Source organism: Aliiroseovarius sp. S2029, assembly GCF_023195575.1.
In the GTDB taxonomy this organism is placed as follows: domain Bacteria; phylum Pseudomonadota; class Alphaproteobacteria; order Rhodobacterales; family Rhodobacteraceae; genus Aliiroseovarius; species Aliiroseovarius zhejiangensis.
This window is the reverse complement of record NZ_JALPQE010000002.1, coordinates 250,966-267,442: the sequence shown is the minus strand read 5'-3', so window position 1 is coordinate 267,442 and position 16,477 is coordinate 250,966. Positions and strand designations below refer to the sequence as shown.

Below are 16,477 nucleotides of genomic sequence, written 5' to 3'. Positions count from 1 at the left end.
TGACACCAGTTCGTGACATTTCCGGGGTCACAGGCCGGATTTCAGATCGGCGACTTCGGTCAGGCGGACGGCCAGACGCCCTTGCGGGTCGCCTTCCATCTCTTCCAGCTCACCGCGCGCGATCAGCTTGTCGCCGACATACAGCTCGACCGGGTCTTCGATGCGCTTGTCCAGCGGCAAGACGGTGTCCTGCGTCAGTTGCAAAAGCTCTTTCACGGTGGGACGTGCGCGTCCGACCGAGATCGTGATCTCGATCGGAACCTGCACGAACGGGTTGGCAGGGGCGTCGGTGTCGGTCGGGGTCGGAGCGTCAGCCATGTTCAAATGCCTTCTCGTTGATGTCATACAGCGCGGTCACCGCATTTTTGATCCGTGCCAGCGCCGAGGTCAGGTCAATGCACCGCTCGGAGGAAGACGATCGCAGGAACACCTGACCTTCGGGCAGAGTGTCGTCTTCAAACACCTGCAACGGGGTCGTGTTTACGCGGTCCATCAGTTGATCCAGCACCTTGCGGCTGCCTGAAGAAACGCGCAGTTCGATCGGGGTGTCCGCGGCCTGCGCGGCCAGCGGCATGATTTCATCGTTGATCACCTGCCCCAACGCATCCCGCATCACTTCGGGCAACAAGGTGTCGACCATGGCGTGCAACAGGGGCTCAAGCGACCCCAGAACATGGCTGCGCGCCTCGTGAAACGTGAAACCAAGATCTTCCAGATTGCGCGCAAATTCTGCTTCGATGCGATCCTTGTCGCCATCGGCTTCCTTGACGGCATCGTCCCAACCTGCGCTGTACCCGGCCTCATAGGCGGTCAGGCGGATCCGTTCCAACTCTTCGTCGGCAACGGGGCGTGGACCCGCGTGGTTGGCGGAATTGGCGGGTTGCGTGAAATCCTCAAGGGCAAGTGGCTTGTTCATCGCACCACCTCTTCATCGTCTTCCATCCATCCGCGCAGGATTTCGACGGTGTCGGACTGCCGCTCTGCAATCAGGTTGCGAAGCCGTTGGACCGGGTCAGGCTCTGCCCCATCCGCGGAGTCCGACAACATGATCTCGCCCGCCGCGGGGGGGTCGACCACCGCAGGCAGGGCGGGCGCATCAGCGGCCACCTGTGTCGAGGCCTGCGGCGGCACAAGGGCGGTGGCACCCGATGTTTCGGTCGCCTCTGCCGCAGAATCATCGCCGCGAGCCGCCAGGATCGGACGCAGCACAAACAACCCGAGTACCAGTGTCACGACCGCAAGCACCGCAATCTTCACCAGCGACATCACATCGACGGCCAGGCCGGACAAAAACCCGCCCGACGGCGCACTGCCCACCGGCAGGACGGGTTCAAACTCCAGCGACTTGATGGTGATCTGATCGCCGCGCGCTTCGTTGAAGCCGACAGCGCCTGCAACCAGTTCGCGCAAGCTGCTTATCTCCTCGTCGCTCCGGGCGGTCCAGACCTCGTTCCCGGCATCGTCTGTTGTCCGAATCCCGTCGATCAGGACCGCGACCGTCAGCCGCTTGACAGCACCCGGGGCAGTGACGATTTCCCGTGTGGTTTCTGACACTTCATAGTTGACACGTTCGCGTGTCTCGGACGTGTTGGAAGACGAGTTACCCCCTGCCGCCGCATCCCCATCGGGCAGGTTCGACGCCACGGTCACACCAGCGCCTTCGCTATCCTTGGCCGTGTTGGATGTTTCAAGCGTATCGGTTGAAACGGCAACCCGCGCCTCGGGATCAAACCGTCGTTCACGCAGCATTTCCTGTTCCGTCACCGTCTCGAGGTTCAGCTCGACCACCGCATTGCCGAAGCCCACACGCGCCTCAAGCAGCCGTTCCACATTCTGTTTCAGGGTCAGCGCGCGATCTGACGCATGACCGGGCATATCCCGCAACTCGTCCCCGCCGGCGATCAATCCGCCCCGGCTGTCGATGATCGACACACGTTCCGGCAGCAGACCCGGCACCGCCGAAGCCACCAGGAACTTCAGCGCCTTTGCCTGCGCGCCGGGAAGTGCGCCACTGGCGGTCGTCACCGTGACCGAAGCCGACGGCTCGTTGCGTTGACGAAACATCTGGGTCGAGGTGTTGGCGATATGAACGCGGGCGTTCTGAATCAGCGGACTGGCCACGATCGTGCGCGCCAGTTCGCCCTCTTTCGCACGCCAATAGGCCGCATCGAACATTTGCGATGTGGTGCCAAATCCGCTCAGACCATCCAGAAGCTCATACCCCTTGCCGCCGTTGGCGGGCAGCCCTTCGCTGGCCAGCGTCATGCGCAAACTGTCACGCTGCGTGGTGTCGACAAAAATCGAACCTCCACGGATTTCATAAGCCACGCCGCGCGCCTCAAGCGCCTTGACGACATCCCCTGCCGCGCCGCTTTCCAGTCCGGCATAAAGCAGCGTCATCTGGGTCGACGTTGCCATCCGCGACAAACCGATGACCGCAATGAACATCGCAAGGGTCGACGCCACCACAATGATGCGTTTCCGCATATCCAGGCTGGCCCATATCGAGGCGATCTGCTGCAAGACGCAACTCCTATTACCGAGCGGGCTTCTGCCCCGTCACGTTCTGCAGTCTTCCCCGATCGCCCTTAACAATTGGTTAGTGCGCAACGGCTTATAACGAATCGAACAGAATTTTTTGGATGGCCAGATGACGGACACAGACATGACATCCGGGGCGCCTGATGCACCGGCAGAACAGAAATCCAGAAAAGGCTTGTTGTTTGGCGTTGTTCTGGCAGCGACACTGGGGGGCGGTGGCTTTTTCGCCACCTATTCCGGTTTGATTGGCGGGACGGTCCCCAAAACCCCGCCGGAAGAGCCGGCCGCCGTCATAGCCGACCTGCCCGCAGTGGCCTTTGTCGAACTGGACCCCTTGGTCATTTCGCTGGGCGGTTCGGGCAATAGCCGCCACCTACGGTTTCGCGGCTCGCTTGAAGTGGTGCCAGGTCATGAAACGGATGTCAGCCATCTGGTGCCCCGCGTGATTGACGTGCTGAACGGGTATCTTCGCGCGGTCGACGTCAAGGTGCTCGAAGATCCCACTGCGTTGATTGAACTTCGGGCACAAATGCTGCGGCGCATTCAACTGGTCACTGGCGAAGGTCGGGTGCGTGACCTTCTGATTCTCGAATTCGTCCTCAACTGACAAGGAGGCATGAGCATGGACTTTCTGGCTGACATCATGCTGGGCATCGGTGCCATTGGCGCTGCAATCTATTGCATGGTGCTCTCGCGGCGGCTGCGTCGTTTCAACAATCTGCAAAACGGAATGGGCGGCGCAGTTGCGGTGCTGTCGGCGCAAGTCGACGACATGACCACCATGCTGAACAGCGCGCGCGATGCCGCAGGCTCAAGCGCCGAAGTGCTGACGGATCTGACCGAACGGGCCGAAGCATCCGCGCAAAAACTGGAACTGATGATGGCTAGCCTGCATGATCTTCCGGATCATCCCCACCCGGATATGCCGGACCGGGTTGAACGAGCGGACACCGGGTCGCTGCATTTGGATGAGGACGCACATCCCCCGGCAGCGCAAACCCGCGACGCGGCCCCTGTCTTTGTAAGCCATCGCATGATGAGGGCAGCAGAATGAAGCGGGCTCAGGCTAACCGAAAATCTCGCCGCCGTGCAACCAGCCGGCATATCCTGTTGACGCTGGCGCTTCTACTGGGCGTATCAGGGTTAATGCGGCTGGGGGGGTTCGGCATGGCGATTGCCGATGATGTGACGAAGCTGTTGCGCGGCACATCGGCCAGCCCGGGCGACCGTGCTGCCTGCACAACAGAAGCAGATATCGAAGCGGTGCTGACGGCCTTGCGAACCCGCGAAGCTACACTTGTCGAAAACGAAAACGCATTGGAAGAACGGTTGAGAACCCTCGCTGATGCCGAAGGCAAGCTCGACGCGCAAATGCAGGCTTTGGTGGCGGCGGAAACCGCGCTGGCGTCAACCATGTCCGCGGCCCGGACCGCCGCTTCGGATGATCTGGCGCGCCTCACCGCTCTGTATGAAAACATGAAGCCCAAACAGGCAATCCCCCTGTTCGAAACGATGGATCCGGAATTTGCCGCTGGTCTCCTGTCACGCATGAAACCACCCATCGCCGCGCAGATCATGGCGGGTCTCGATCCGCAAACGGCCTATGCCATCAGTGTCGTTTTTGCGGGCCGCAATTCGGACGCGCCGACAAATTAGGGAATGTCGGTGGTTTGTTAACCCATGTCTGCGATGAAGACATGACCCGCAATGTGACCAGTGCAAGAGGCTCAGGATGATCGGATTTGTTGGTATCGCGTTGATCTTCGTGATGGTGTTCGGCGGCTATCTGGCCGCCGGCGGCAAGATGGGCATCATCCTGAAATCCCTGCCCTTCGAATTTACCATGATCGGCGGCGCGGCTGCGGGTGCGTTCGTGATCTCGAACGACATGGCGGCGATCAAGCATACGATGAAGGACATCGGCAAGGTCTTCAAAGGGCCGAAATGGCAGCCAGGCGATTACCGCGACTTGCTTTGCCTTCTGTTCGAACTGATCCGCCAGGCCCGGCAAAACGCCGTCGCTCTGGAAGAGCATGTGGAAAACCCGCAAGACAGCCCCATCTTCGGGCGCTACCCCAAAATCCTCGCAGATCGCGAGGCGGTTGACCTGATTTGCGACACTTTGCGATCGGCCAGCATGAACTATGACGACCCCCACCAGGTCGAAGAGGTTCTGGAAAAACGGATGGAGGCCAACCTGCACCATGCGCTCCATTCCAGCCACGCGCTGCAAACGGTGGCCGACGGCTTGCCTGCATTGGGCATTGTGGCTGCGGTTCTGGGTGTGATCAAGACTATGGGCTCAATTGATCAACCCCCAGAAATTCTTGGCAAAATGATTGGCGGCGCCTTGGTCGGTACATTTCTGGGCGTGTTTCTGGCCTATGGTTTGGTGGGCCCTTTTTCGGCCAAGGTCAAAACCGTGGTGGAAGAAGATGCCCATTTCTATCAGCTGATCCGCGAGGTGCTGGTGGCCAATCTCTACAATCACTCGGTTAACATTTGCATTGAGGTCGGCCGTCAGAATACACCCGGACACCATCGTCCCACTTTTACCGAGCTTGAAGAGGCCTTGAAAGAGGTCAAGCAGGTGGCCTGATGCGGTTATGGACGGTCATATGTTTCCTGCTGATCTGTTGCCCCGCCAGCTTGTCCGCACGTGACATCACCGTCAAAGCCGGAGAGCACGACCGGTTCTCGCGACTTGTGGTCTATACAACCCCGGCCGACCGTCCGGTTTTAACGCGTCATGCGGACGGGTTTCGGTTTACATCGGGAGACAGGGCAGACCGGTTTGCGACGCAGGGCGTGTTCGACATGATCCCGCGCGATCGCATCCAGAATTTGACGTCGCCCGGGGAAGGTGTTCTGAACATCGTCGTCGCCTGTCCTTGCGATGTCGTCACCCAAACCCTGCCCACCGGGCAGTTTGTGATTGATATTGTTGATGCGCCCGCGCGTCCTGAAACGCGCTCTGCCCAGACCGGAAAATCGGATGCGGAACGCCCCTATCCGGGCAGTGTCACCACCGCACGTGACGCCAGGCGCGGGCTTCCGATTGCGGTCCGAACCGGGGCAGACAATCCTCTGCTCCTACCCGAGCCCGAGACACAAGAGGCTACCAAAGCTACCGTTAGCCTCACTGTGTCCGAGACCACCAGCCCCCTTCCGCTGAACGAAAAAGACTTGCTGACGCAGCTTGCCCGCGCGGCCTCGCAAGGGCTTGTCGATGCCACGTCGCCGCTTTCGCCGGCCGAGGTTGAGGCGGCATCACAGACGCACAAGACAGAGCCCGACACACCCCCCCCGCCGACAGCGCGGACCAAACCGCCCACCCCAGCCGACCACATCCGCGTTCAGACATCCGTCGACCGCGACCGCGTGCATGCAGCCACTTCACCCGAGACTTTCGGCAATGGCGCGGCGTGCATGGCGTCCTCCACGTTTGCCATCGGCGACTGGGGCCGCGGCGACGAAGGACCGCTCGATTTCGCTGTCTATCGCGCCAGTTTGATGACAGAGCTGGATAGGTTGGACCCGGACCGGTTCCGCGCCTATATCCAGCATCAGCTCCACCTGACGTTGGGAGCCGAAGTCTTGTCCTATCTGGATCGGTACCGAGGCATTCTGACCGATGATGCCGATTTCCGGTTGATGGCCGAGATCATTGAAACCGGCGTCACGGCAGATCACGCGCGCATGTCGACGCAACTGGCCTGCGATGGTTCGGTGGCCCTCTGGGCCGTCCTGGCTCAGCCTCGCCTGCCCCGCGACCACCCCATCAACACCGCCGCAGTGATCGCCGCCTTCTCGTCACTGCCGCGTCACCTGCGCCTTCATCTGGGTCCGATGGTGATGCGCAAATTTCTGGCCATCGGGGACACTGATACGTCAATGGAGCTAAATCGCATCACGCAGCGCGGATCGGACCAAACGGCCAACGCGGTTACGCTGGCCGATGCCCAGTTGAAGCTCGAAACCGGGCAAGACCCGCAGGGCCGCAACCAGCTGGCAGAGATCGTCGAAGCCGACAATCACGATGCCATCGACGCCATCCTTTTGTTGATTGACAACCACATCGCAACGCAATCCGGCATACCAGAGCGGACGCTGGAACTGCTTAGCTCTCTTGCCCACGAACACGGGGCCGCAGGCCGGGGCCGCGACCTGGCCATCGCCGAGGTGCGGGCGCTGATCCATATGTCCCGCTTCACCGACGCCCGCGTGAAACTGCGCAATTTCGACCCGTTTCCGGATCGTGGCGACGACCGACATGTGCTGATCGTGAACGAGTTTGGCAGGGCTTTGGCCAAATCCGCCGCCGACGGCACATTTTTACGTCATGTCATGGGGCAACCGTTTTGGCCGGATGCCAGCGAAGACACCCGGATCCTGATCGCGACTCGCTTGCTTGATCTGGGTTTTGCGTCGGCAGCCAAAGACATGCTGACCAACCAGCCCGCCCCTCCCGGCCGGGCAGCCCGCGTTCTGATTGCGCGCGCGGCCCTGCAAAACGGGCAGGCGAAGGTCGCGCTGGGTTATCTGAGCGGCCTGAACGATGAAACCTCGCAAAGCCTGCGAAACGCTGCCTTGCGGACGACGGGGCAGATGACCGAACCAGATGCTGCGACAGCCCCCCCGGCACCTGTTCTTTCCGATGGTTCAGGGAATGAAATCTCGCTTGAGGCTTATGACAAACTGATCGAGGGCAGCAAGGCGATCCGTGCAAACATCGACCTCGTCCTGAACCCCGCGCCGACCTCCTAAAAGACCAGATGGTTACGGCTTGTTAAGCATGGCCCGATAGGTTGAGGGGCAGAGCAATCCAGGATCTGCCCCCCAATGCGCACGTCGAATCTACCTTTGCCAAAGCCACAGATCAGCCCGTGCGGTTCGTTGTGCCAATGGTCGCCAGATGGCGCACCTGCCATGAATAAGCACACCTGTGTCGTATTTCATCAAGTGGACTGCACGCTGCGATTCCACAGTAATCCAACCCCGAAGAACAGAGGCGCACGATCCTTGTCAACGCGACGCCACATGCACTCCACTATCGTTGATAGCCACATCCAATGCCGCCGATAAAAGACATCTTTCGCCCCACCATCCTGTTGGCGCTGGCCCTGATGGCGATCATCGTCATGATGATCCTGCCAATGCCCGCCTGGGTGCTGGACGTCGGACTTGCCGCCTCATTCGCACTGGCGATCCTGATGTTCACGGTCACCCTGTTCATCGAACGACCGTTGGATTTTTCGGCCTTCCCGACGGTGCTTCTGGCGTCGCTGATGTTGCGCTTGTCGCTGAATGTTTCCTCCACCAAGCTGATCATCGGGCAGGGGCACACTGGCACCTCGGCAGCGGGCAGCGTGATCGAAGGGTTTGCCAGTTTCGTGATGGGCGGCAGCATCCTGCTGGGCCTGGTGGTGTTCTGCGTGTTGTTGATCGTCAATTTCATCGTCATCACCAAGGGCGCGGCACGTATGGCCGAGGTCGGCGCGCGTTTTGCGCTGGACGGGATGCCGGGCAAGCAATTGGCCATCGACAGCGATATGTCGGCAGGCGCCATCGACCACGCCGAAGCCAAGGCCCGGCGCGAACGGGAACAGGCCGAAACCACGTTCTTCGGCTCGCTCGATGGCGCATCGAAATTCGTGAAAGGTGACGCGGTCGCCGGGCTGCTGATCACATTCTTGAACCTGGTCATGGGGCTGGTGATCGGCGTGGTGGTGCATGATATGCAGATTTCCCACGCCTTTCAGACCTATGCAATCCTGACCGTTGGCGACGGGTTGGTCACGCAAATTCCAGCCGTGGTCATCTCGATCGCATCTGCGCTGCTTCTGGCGCGTGGCGGGACATCAGGTTCGACGGATCTTGCCCTGTTCTCGCAACTGGGGAAATACCCATCCGCCCTGATCACGGTGGCGGTTCTGATGGCGCTGTTCGGACTTGTGCCGGGTCTGCCCTTCGTGCCGTTCATCCTGGGTTCGATTGCCCTTGGTGCGGCGGGTTGGAAAGGACATCAAATACAGCTTGAGAACGCGCGCAAAGCCACATCCCCTGCCCCCGAAGCTGACACCCCCGCGCAGACCGAAAGCCTGGGCGACATCCTTGACCTTGATGACATTCATGTCGAATTTGCGCCCGACCTGGTTTCGATGGTTCTGGACCCGGCGACGGGGCTGGACGCGCGCATCGCGAGCATACGAAACCATATTGCCAGCAGCTTCGGATTGATCCTGCCGGAGATCCGGCTGACCGACAACAGCGCCCTTGCCCCGGGCACCTACGCGATCCGCATTCAGGGCGTCGAGCAGGCGCGCAACAAGGTGCAACCGCACCGCGCTCTGGTCATCCTGTCGGGTCCGGATGACCAACTGCCCGAAGGCGAAGACGTGAAAGAGCCTGTTTATGGCGCCCCCGCCCGCTGGATCAGCACTGATGACCAAGAGGACGCCGCCTTGTCGGGTTGCGCGGTCATCGCACCGACCGAGGTTCTGGCCACCCATCTTCTTGAGGTGATGAAACGCAACTTCCCGCGGCTTCTTGGGTTCAAGGCTTTGCGACGGCTGCTGGACGAGTTTGTCAATCTGTCGGATGCGACCCGCGCAGACGCCAATCGCCGTTTGCTGGAAGAAATGGTCCCGGAAAAGGTGCCGCTTGACCTGCTTCACGCGGTGTTGCGTCTGCTTCTGGAAGAGCGGGTTTCCATCCGCAACCTGCCCTTGATCATCGAGAGCATTGCCGAAGCTCGCCCGGTCTTCGGCACGCCGGACGCCATCTGTGAATATGTGCGCCAGCGTTTGGGGTTTCAGTTGATTGCGGATCTGAAGCGTGATGACGGAACGGTGCCTCTGGTTCAACTTGCGCCGGAATGGGAAAGCACATTTCAGTCGCACCAGCTTGACGGAGAAACCGGGGGCGACGTGGCCTTGCCTCCGGAAGAGTTCAACCGGCTTGCCAACTCGGTTGCCGACAAGATCGCGCGGGCGGGCGAAAACGGCATCTATCCTGCGGTTGTAACCTCGTCCCGGCGGCGGCGGTTCCTGAAAACCGTGTTGTCGGCCAAGGGCATCGCCAACCCCGTCCTCTCATTTGAAGAGATCGGCACCGACGCCAAGCCGTCGCTGGTCGGGATGATCCCGGCATGATTGCGGCGCTGGACCAGATATCGGCCCTGGCCGTTTTGGCATTGCAGGGCGGCCTTGTGGTTTTTCTGAGGGTCGGTGCGGCGATGGCCGTTCTGCCCGCCTTCGGCGAAAAATCTGTGCCCGCGCGGGTGCGTCTGTTCCTGGCTTTCGCGTTCACCTTGATCGTCGCGCCCGGTGTCAGCGCAGATCTGGGGGCCACGACACCGCTGACCTATGTGTCCGAGCCGGTGATCGGGCTGGGCTTCGGCATCGCCATTCGCCTGATGATCATGGCGCTTCAGATCGCCGGCAGCATCGCGGCGCAGTCGACCTCTCTGGCCCAGTTGATGGGCGGGGCAAATGCCGATCCGCAACCGGCCATCGGACATGTCCTGGTGGTGGCGGGTCTTGCGCTTGCGGTGATGCTGGGGCTGCATGTCAAACTGGCGGCCGGCCTGATCATGACCTATCGCGTCTTTCCGGTCGGACAGCTTCCTGATCCGCAGCTGTTTGCGGATTGGGGCATCACGCAGATCGCGCAGGCGTTTTCGCTGGCGTTTTCGCTGGCCGCGCCCTTTGTCATTGCGTCCTTGCTCTATAATGTGGCGCTGGGGGTCATCAACCGCGCGATGCCACAACTGATGGTGGCCTTTGTCGGCGCCCCGGCCATCACCGCAGGCGGTCTGATCCTGTTGCTTCTGACCGCGCCACTTCTGTTGCCAGTCTGGCAAGCGGCGCTTGAGGCAACCCTTGCCAACCCGTTCGGAGGCCGGTGATGTCAGGAACGGAGGACGACGACAGCAAACAACACGAACCAACGCAAAAAAAGCTGGACGATGCGCGCAAGCGGGGCGAGGTCGCGCGATCTGCGGATCTGAACACCGCCACCTCTTATCTTGCACTTCTGCTGATCGCTGTCTCGCTGGGGGCGGCCAGCCTAAAGGGGGTCGGTGCGCTTCTGTCTGGGCTGCTGGCGCGGCCCGATCAGATTGCCGAGCAGGTCTTTCGTGGCGGCGCCCCGTTTTCCGCGTCGCTGCTGGTCGGGCTGGGCCAATATCTTGCCCCCTGGTTCGTCGCGCCGGCCGCGGCGGTCCTGTTGCTTGTCATTGCGACACGCAGTTTCGTCGTCGCGCCGGAAAAGCTCCAGCCAAAGCTGAGCCGCTTGTCGCTTGTGTCGAATGCGAAGAACAAGTTCGGACGCTCCGGCTTGTTCGAATTTGCCAAGAGCTTCGCAAAACTGACAATCTATGCCCTTGTTCTGGGCATCTTCCTTTGGGTGAAGCTGCCCGAGATCTTGTCCACCCTGACGCTGAGTGCAGGGATGGCCACCGTTGTCCTGCTGGAGCTCAGCGTCACGTTTTTCGCGCTCGTCCTGCTGATCGCCTTCATTATCGGCGGCATTGATTATGTCTGGCAGTATCATGAACATTTGCGAAAGAACCGCATGTCCCACAAGGATCTGATGGACGAAATCAAGCAGAATGAAGGCGATCCTCACATGAAAGGGCAGAGGCGGCAAAAAGGATATGCCATCGCGATGAACCAGATGCTGGCGGATGTGCCCGACGCAGATGTCGTCGTCGTCAACCCCACCCACTATGCCGTGGCGCTGAAATGGTCGCGCATGCCCGGGGCCGCGCCGATCTGCGTGGCCAAAGGGGTCGACGAGGTCGCAGCGCGCATCCGCGAACTGGCCAGTGAGAACGGGGTTCCCATTCACAGCGACCCTCCAACAGCGCGGGCGCTTCATGCGACCGTCGAGATCGGCGAAGAAATCCCGCCGGATCATTACAAGGCCGTGGCCGCCGCGATCCGCTTTGCCGAAAAGATGCGCAGCCGGGCGCGCGGCGCGTTCAGGACGGGCGCATGACCAGCCCACTGAACCAACTGGGGGCGTTGGCCGCGCTTCAACACGACGCCGCGATGGCCGAGCTTGCCCGCCACAATCGCGCCCTTCAGATATTGGAACACCGCATTTCCGACTTGCGCCAGCGGCGGCATACATGCCCACCCGCCGGGTCAGAAGACGCGGTGCTCTTGACTCTGACCAGCGGGCATTATGACAGATGGCAACGGTGGGTTGACCAGGAGCTGACGAAGCTGAACGCCGAGCTTGCCCGCGCCCGCGCCAAGCGCGATCCACTGGTGCAGGCTGCGCGTCTGGCCTTCGGGCGCAAGTCCGCGACCGAGACCCTGATCCGGCAGGAAAAGCAGGAAATGCGTGAAAAGGCGCAAAAACGCCTCGAACAGTCCATTTTGCAAGACCAAATGGCCAAGAATCCTCTTTCCTTTTGACCTTCGCCGTTCTATAGGCACGGCTTCAACCGCGGGACTTACACCCTTGGAGGAATCCCGCTTCAACAAACTGGAGAATTTCCATGGCAAAACAGATTCCTGATCTTGAGGCCACGGTACGGACGGGGACAGGCAAGGGGGCCGCTCGTCAAGCTCGCCGCGAAGGCTTGGTACCGGGTATCGTGTATGGTGGCAGTGAAGACCCGCTGCCGATCAACATTCCCTTCAACGAGCTGCTGAAAAAGCTGAAAGCCGGCCGTTTCCTTTCGACACTTTGGAACCTGAAGGTCGATGGACATGATGACGTGCGCGTCATCTGCCGCAACGTGCAGCGCGACGTTGTGAAAGACCTGCCGACCCATCTTGACCTGATGCGTCTGCACCGCAACACCCGAATCAGCCTGTTCATTCACGTTGAGTTCACAAACGAAGAAGAGGCCCCTGGCCTGAAAAAAGGCGGCGTTCTGACCGTTGTGCGCCCGGAAGTCGAGCTGAACGTTCTGGCGGGTGAAATCCCTGAGCAGATCGTTGTCGATCTGACCGGCCGCGAAGTTGGCGACGTGATCCACATTTCGGACGTTGATCTGCCCAAAGGCGCAAAGGTCACCGTTGACCGTGACTTCGTGATCGCCAACATCTCGGCACCCAGCTCGCTGCGCTCGGCTGACGAGGAAGAAGAAACCGAAGAGGTTGCAGCCGACGAAGTCGAAGCAACCGAAATGAAGTCGGAAGAATAAGACAGTCCCTGTGGACAACGAAAAAGCGGGTCCGTGTGGCCCGCTTTTTTTGTTCTGGCGCTTGCGGCCGTCAGTCGGGCAGGCGCTGAAACACCACAAGATTGCCGCGTGACCCCCAAGGCATATAGGCAAAATCCGCAATCGACATTGCATCGAAGATCTCTCGAATGCCCGTTGGCGGATAAAGCTGCGGATGAATTTCCATGATTACGGTCTTCACCATCTCGGGCCAGTCTTGCCGGGCCATATCCCGTTCAGCCCCTTCCACATCCATGATCACCAGGTTGGGCTCAAACGCCTGCATCAGATCGCTGAGCCTGAGCGCGGGCACCTGCATTCGCCGGACAGCCCCTTGTCGCGGCCCGGACGCAATCGCCGAGGACCAGAAGGCGGGCTTGACGTCAAATGTAACCGTGTCGCCAGAGAACGCATCCGCCACCACGGCCCCGTGCAATACGCGCACCTGATCGACATGGTTCAGTACCAGGTTCTGCTCGATAACCTTCACCATGTCGGCATTGGCTTCGACGGTGGCGACATTTGCAGCCCCCGCGATGCGCGCGGCCTGAATGGCGATATACCCAGCCCCGCCACCCAGATCGAGCACCCGATCCCCCTGTTTCAGGTGCCGCTTCAGCCCGTTCACCTCTTTCCATTCGTAAACGCCCTGCTGCAACTGTTGGTCCAGACCGTCATTCAGGCAATGACGGGGGATCCGAAGGTCGATGTCATCTATCGAATACCGGGGCAAGGATATCTCCGATCGCGATGCGTTGCGGTGATTGCAACCCCGTTTGGGGGGCTTTAGTTTGACAGGGCCACACCATGTCAAAGGCGCAGGCGACATGTCCAGCAGGAAAGGTTCAGAATGAAAATGTTCGTGGGGTTGGGAAACCCCGGCCCCAAATACGCAGGCAACCGACACAACATCGGCTTCATGGCGCTGGATCACATCGCCGCGGATCACGGGTTCGCTCCGTGGCGTGGCAAGTTTCAGGGTGCCGTATCCGAGGGTCGGTTGGGTCGCGAGAAGGTGCTGCTCTTGAAGCCCGAAACCTTCATGAACCTGTCGGGCCAATCCGTGGGCGAGGCGATGCGGTTCTACAAGCTGACGACGGATGATATCATCGTGTTCCATGACGAACTGGATCTGGCCCCCGGCAAGGTGCGCGTGAAAAAAGGAGGCGGTCATGCCGGGCATAATGGCTTGCGGTCAATCCACGCTCATATCGGCCCGGACTATACCCGCGTGCGCATGGGCATCGGGCATCCGGGGAACAAGAACGCTGTGTCGTCTTATGTGCTGCGCGATTTCGCCAAGGCGGATGAGGGCTGGCTGGACGATGTGCTGCGCGGCTGCGCTGACGGGGCGGTTGATCTGGCGGAAGGCGACAGCGGCAAGTTCATGAATGCCATCGGGCGGCGGATCAATCCACCGCGATCGTCCTCGTCGCAAGCGAAATCCGAAGGGGTCAAGATTGACCCCGCACCCAGCCAGAAACCCAAACCTGAACCCAAGGACAGCCGAAGCCCTCTGCAACGGCTGATGGACAAGTTTTCATGAGCCTGCGCGACGCGCTGCGTCATCAGGCCGGCAGCAACAGGCAACTCGGATCCCCCTTCACCGCGCGTGTTCTGGACCTGCTTGCCGAGAACATCCAGCCCGGCACGTCATTGACGGACCGGATGTTCGACTGGCCGGGTGACATTGGACCGCGCGGGCATTCGGTGCCTCTGCGCCTTTTGGCGGGGCTGCACGCGCTGGTCCTGACCGGCGCCTGCCCTGCATTGCAGGCGGTGTATCCGCCCAACCCAGCGCCGGACGATTCCCGCCTGTGGGCTGCGATCCAAGCGGCGCTGACCGATCACGCCGCGCTTCTGAACCAATGGCTCGACAACCCGCCGCAAACCAATGAAGTGCGCCGGGCCGCCGTGCTGATCGCTGCCGGACATTGGCTGGCCGCGCAGTATGACCTGCCGATCCGCATGTATGAACTGGGCGCGAGTGCCGGGCTGAACCTGATGTGGGACCGATTTGCGCTGGCGTTACCGGGTGGCCAGATTGGCCCGCCCGAACCCGTGATCACCCTGACACCCGACTGGCGGGGCGATCTGCCAACCGGCAAGGTGCCAACGATCCTGTCGCGCCGGGGCGTCGACCTGATGCCAATGAACGCCCGCGACCCGGAAGATGCCTTGCGCCTGATCTCGTATCTTTGGGCGGACCAGCCCGAGCGATTGCAGCGCACCCGTGCGGTCATTGATACGCTCGACGCACGGGTGGATGCCGGCGACGCCGCCGACTGGTTGGAGCCGCAGCTGAAGGGCGCAGCCCCCGATCACCTGACGCTGGTCTATCACACCATCGCGTGGCAATACTTCCCGCGCGAGACACAGACGCGATGTCGTGACGCCATCAAAACCGCCGCGCAACGTGGCCCCATCGCGCATTTTTCGATGGAAGCAGACCAGCATCTGGACAGGGGCGCGCTCCTGACCCTGACGCTGTGGCCCGAGGGTCGGAAGTTGACGTTTGGTCGTGTCGATTTCCATGGACGCTGGGTCGATTGGACGGCACCCTGATCAAAAATTTCGGGGGACACATGCACACCGTCTTCAAACGCCTGTTGCAGACCTTTCTTGTCGTTGCTGTTCTGGCCGCCGCGATGGCGATCTGGAAGCGGGAAGAAATAAGCCGACTTCTTGCCGTTAACTCATTGTTTTCCGTAGAGAAAATCGTTCACAACTTTTCCAACATGGATCAGGCGTTTCTGACCCGCACCATGTCGCGCGGCGATGGTGAACCTGTGGCTCTTCCTGAAGGCACGCCGATGACCCTTCCAGACGGGGCCGAGGCATGGATCAAGGATCGGTCCGTGACCGCCCTTGTCGTTCTGAAAGATGGCGACGTGCGGCATGAAAGCTATCACCTTGGCACCGGGCCGGAGGATCGCCGGATCAGTTGGTCGGTCGCCAAAAGCTTTCTGTCCGCACTGACCGGGATCATCGCCGCCGAAGGCGCGATTGCCTCAATTGACGACCCCGTCGATCTTAATGCGCCCGAACTGAAGGGCAGCGCTTATGAAGGCGCGACGATCCGCAATGTGCTGAACATGGCCTCGGGCGTCGTCTTCAACGAGGATTATCAGGACTTCAATTCAGACATCAACCGGATGGGTCGTGTGCTGGCATTGGGGCAGTCCATGGACGATTTCGCCGCCGGTCTGACCGAAACCTTCGCACCGCCGGGTGAGACCTGGCAATATGTCTCGATCGACACGCATGTGATTGGGATGGTGATCCGGGGGGCGACCGGGCAATCCATTCCTGAGTTGCTTGAGCGTCACATCGTGCAGAAAATGGGGTTCGAGGCCGATCCATACTATATCACCGATGGCTACGGAGTGGCCTTCGTGCTGGGCGGTCTGAACCTGCGCACACGCGACTATGCGCGGTTCGGGCAGATGTTCTTGCAGGGCGGGCGCTGGAACGGGCAGCAGATCGTGCCGGCGGACTGGGTGGTGGCGTCGACCGTCCCCTCTGCCCCGACGGCGGCAGGTGAACGGGGGTACGGGTTTCAGTGGTGGGTGGCCCCCGACGCGCCCGGGGGCGAATACTACGCGCGGGGGGTTTACGGTCAGTACATCTTCATCGACACAACACGCAATGTGGTGATCACGCTGAGCAGCGCCGATCGCGGATTTCGTGGCGACGGGGTAAACGATGCCAACATCGCCATGTTCCGTAAGATTGCCGCGGCGCTGGACTGAC

The 16,477-nt window shown here is 60.7% G+C and carries 17 protein-coding genes; 13 read left to right on the top strand and 4 right to left on the bottom strand.

From position 1 onward, the window contains the following. Window positions 1–27: 27 nt before the first annotated feature. From MUY21_RS05960 to fliF, 3 genes are read right to left on the bottom strand one after another with little or no spacing between them, the layout of a single operon-like run. Window positions 28–318, bottom strand: a complete 291-nt coding sequence (locus tag MUY21_RS05960; RefSeq protein ID WP_248409428.1) for a FliM/FliN family flagellar motor C-terminal domain-containing protein — start codon at window positions 316–318, stop codon at window positions 28–30. Next, the gene (locus tag MUY21_RS05955; protein ID WP_248409427.1) at window positions 311–916 is read right to left on the bottom strand and encodes a flagellar biosynthesis protein; all 606 of its coding nucleotides are present in this window, start codon (window positions 914–916) and stop codon (window positions 311–313) included. The genes MUY21_RS05960 and MUY21_RS05955 overlap by 8 nt, the downstream gene beginning before the upstream one ends. Next, complete coding sequence (gene fliF / locus MUY21_RS05950; RefSeq protein WP_248409426.1) at window positions 913–2,523, bottom strand: flagellar basal-body MS-ring/collar protein FliF; 1,611 nt, start codon at window positions 2,521–2,523, stop codon at window positions 913–915. The genes MUY21_RS05955 and fliF overlap by 4 nt, the downstream gene beginning before the upstream one ends. A gap of 142 nt (window positions 2,524–2,665) precedes the next feature. Between fliF and MUY21_RS05945 the strand changes: the two genes are divergently transcribed. The 10 genes from MUY21_RS05945 (at window position 2,666) to MUY21_RS05900 (ending at window position 12,706) form a co-directional block, all read left to right on the top strand. Continuing rightward, window positions 2,666–3,148 (top strand): flagellar basal body-associated FliL family protein, encoded by a 483-nt coding sequence (locus MUY21_RS05945; RefSeq protein ID WP_248409589.1) that lies wholly within the window; start codon window positions 2,666–2,668, stop codon window positions 3,146–3,148. A 15-nt stretch (window positions 3,149–3,163) separates the two neighbouring features. Further along, entirely contained in the window at window positions 3,164–3,595 is a 432-nt protein-coding gene (locus MUY21_RS05940; RefSeq protein WP_248409425.1) for a hypothetical protein, read from the top strand. Further along, window positions 3,592–4,197 (top strand): hypothetical protein, encoded by a 606-nt coding sequence (locus tag MUY21_RS05935; RefSeq protein ID WP_248409424.1) that lies wholly within the window; start codon window positions 3,592–3,594, stop codon window positions 4,195–4,197. The genes MUY21_RS05940 and MUY21_RS05935 overlap by 4 nt, the downstream gene beginning before the upstream one ends. 76 nt (window positions 4,198–4,273) lie before the next feature. Beyond that, a complete protein-coding gene (motA, locus tag MUY21_RS05930; protein ID WP_248409423.1) occupies window positions 4,274–5,140 on the top strand; it encodes a flagellar motor stator protein MotA in 867 nt (288 codons plus the stop codon). Then, a complete protein-coding gene (locus tag MUY21_RS05925) occupies window positions 5,140–7,308 on the top strand; it encodes a hypothetical protein (RefSeq protein WP_248409422.1) in 2,169 nt (722 codons plus the stop codon). Before motA ends, MUY21_RS05925 begins: the two co-directional genes overlap by 1 nt. A 305-nt stretch (window positions 7,309–7,613) precedes the next feature. Next, the gene (gene flhA, locus MUY21_RS05920; protein ID WP_248409421.1) at window positions 7,614–9,695 is read left to right on the top strand and encodes a flagellar biosynthesis protein FlhA; all 2,082 of its coding nucleotides are present in this window, start codon (window positions 7,614–7,616) and stop codon (window positions 9,693–9,695) included. Next, window positions 9,692–10,450, top strand: a complete 759-nt coding sequence (locus MUY21_RS05915) for a flagellar biosynthetic protein FliR (protein ID WP_248409420.1) — start codon at window positions 9,692–9,694, stop codon at window positions 10,448–10,450. Before flhA ends, MUY21_RS05915 begins: the two co-directional genes overlap by 4 nt. Continuing rightward, window positions 10,450–11,544, top strand: a complete 1,095-nt coding sequence (locus MUY21_RS05910; RefSeq protein WP_248409419.1) for a flagellar type III secretion system protein FlhB — start codon at window positions 10,450–10,452, stop codon at window positions 11,542–11,544. The genes MUY21_RS05915 and MUY21_RS05910 overlap by 1 nt, the downstream gene beginning before the upstream one ends. Beyond that, window positions 11,541–11,969 (top strand): hypothetical protein, encoded by a 429-nt coding sequence (locus tag MUY21_RS05905; RefSeq protein ID WP_248409418.1) that lies wholly within the window; start codon window positions 11,541–11,543, stop codon window positions 11,967–11,969. The genes MUY21_RS05910 and MUY21_RS05905 overlap by 4 nt, the downstream gene beginning before the upstream one ends. Window positions 11,970–12,052: 83 nt before the next feature. Next, window positions 12,053–12,706, top strand: coding sequence for a 50S ribosomal protein L25/general stress protein Ctc (locus MUY21_RS05900; protein WP_248409417.1), 654 nt, complete (start codon window positions 12,053–12,055; stop codon window positions 12,704–12,706). Window positions 12,707–12,776: 70 nt separating this feature from the next. Here the strand turns inward: MUY21_RS05900 and MUY21_RS05895 are convergent, their stop codons facing one another. Beyond that, complete coding sequence (locus tag MUY21_RS05895; protein WP_248409416.1) at window positions 12,777–13,457, bottom strand: FkbM family methyltransferase; 681 nt, start codon at window positions 13,455–13,457, stop codon at window positions 12,777–12,779. A gap of 117 nt (window positions 13,458–13,574) precedes the next feature. On the opposite strand from MUY21_RS05895, the gene pth reads away from it, so the two are divergent. From pth to MUY21_RS05880, 3 genes are read left to right on the top strand one after another with little or no spacing between them, the layout of a single operon-like run. Further along, the gene (pth, locus tag MUY21_RS05890) at window positions 13,575–14,270 is read left to right on the top strand and encodes an aminoacyl-tRNA hydrolase (RefSeq protein WP_248409415.1); all 696 of its coding nucleotides are present in this window, start codon (window positions 13,575–13,577) and stop codon (window positions 14,268–14,270) included. Further along, the gene (locus MUY21_RS05885) at window positions 14,267–15,289 is read left to right on the top strand and encodes a DUF2332 domain-containing protein (protein ID WP_248409414.1); all 1,023 of its coding nucleotides are present in this window, start codon (window positions 14,267–14,269) and stop codon (window positions 15,287–15,289) included. The genes pth and MUY21_RS05885 overlap by 4 nt, the downstream gene beginning before the upstream one ends. A 20-nt stretch (window positions 15,290–15,309) precedes the next feature. After that, window positions 15,310–16,476 carry a serine hydrolase gene (locus MUY21_RS05880; protein WP_248409413.1) on the top strand — a complete coding sequence of 389 codons (1,167 nt, stop codon included), beginning with the start codon at window positions 15,310–15,312 and terminating at the stop codon, window positions 16,474–16,476. Window position 16,477: the final 1 nt, after the last annotated feature.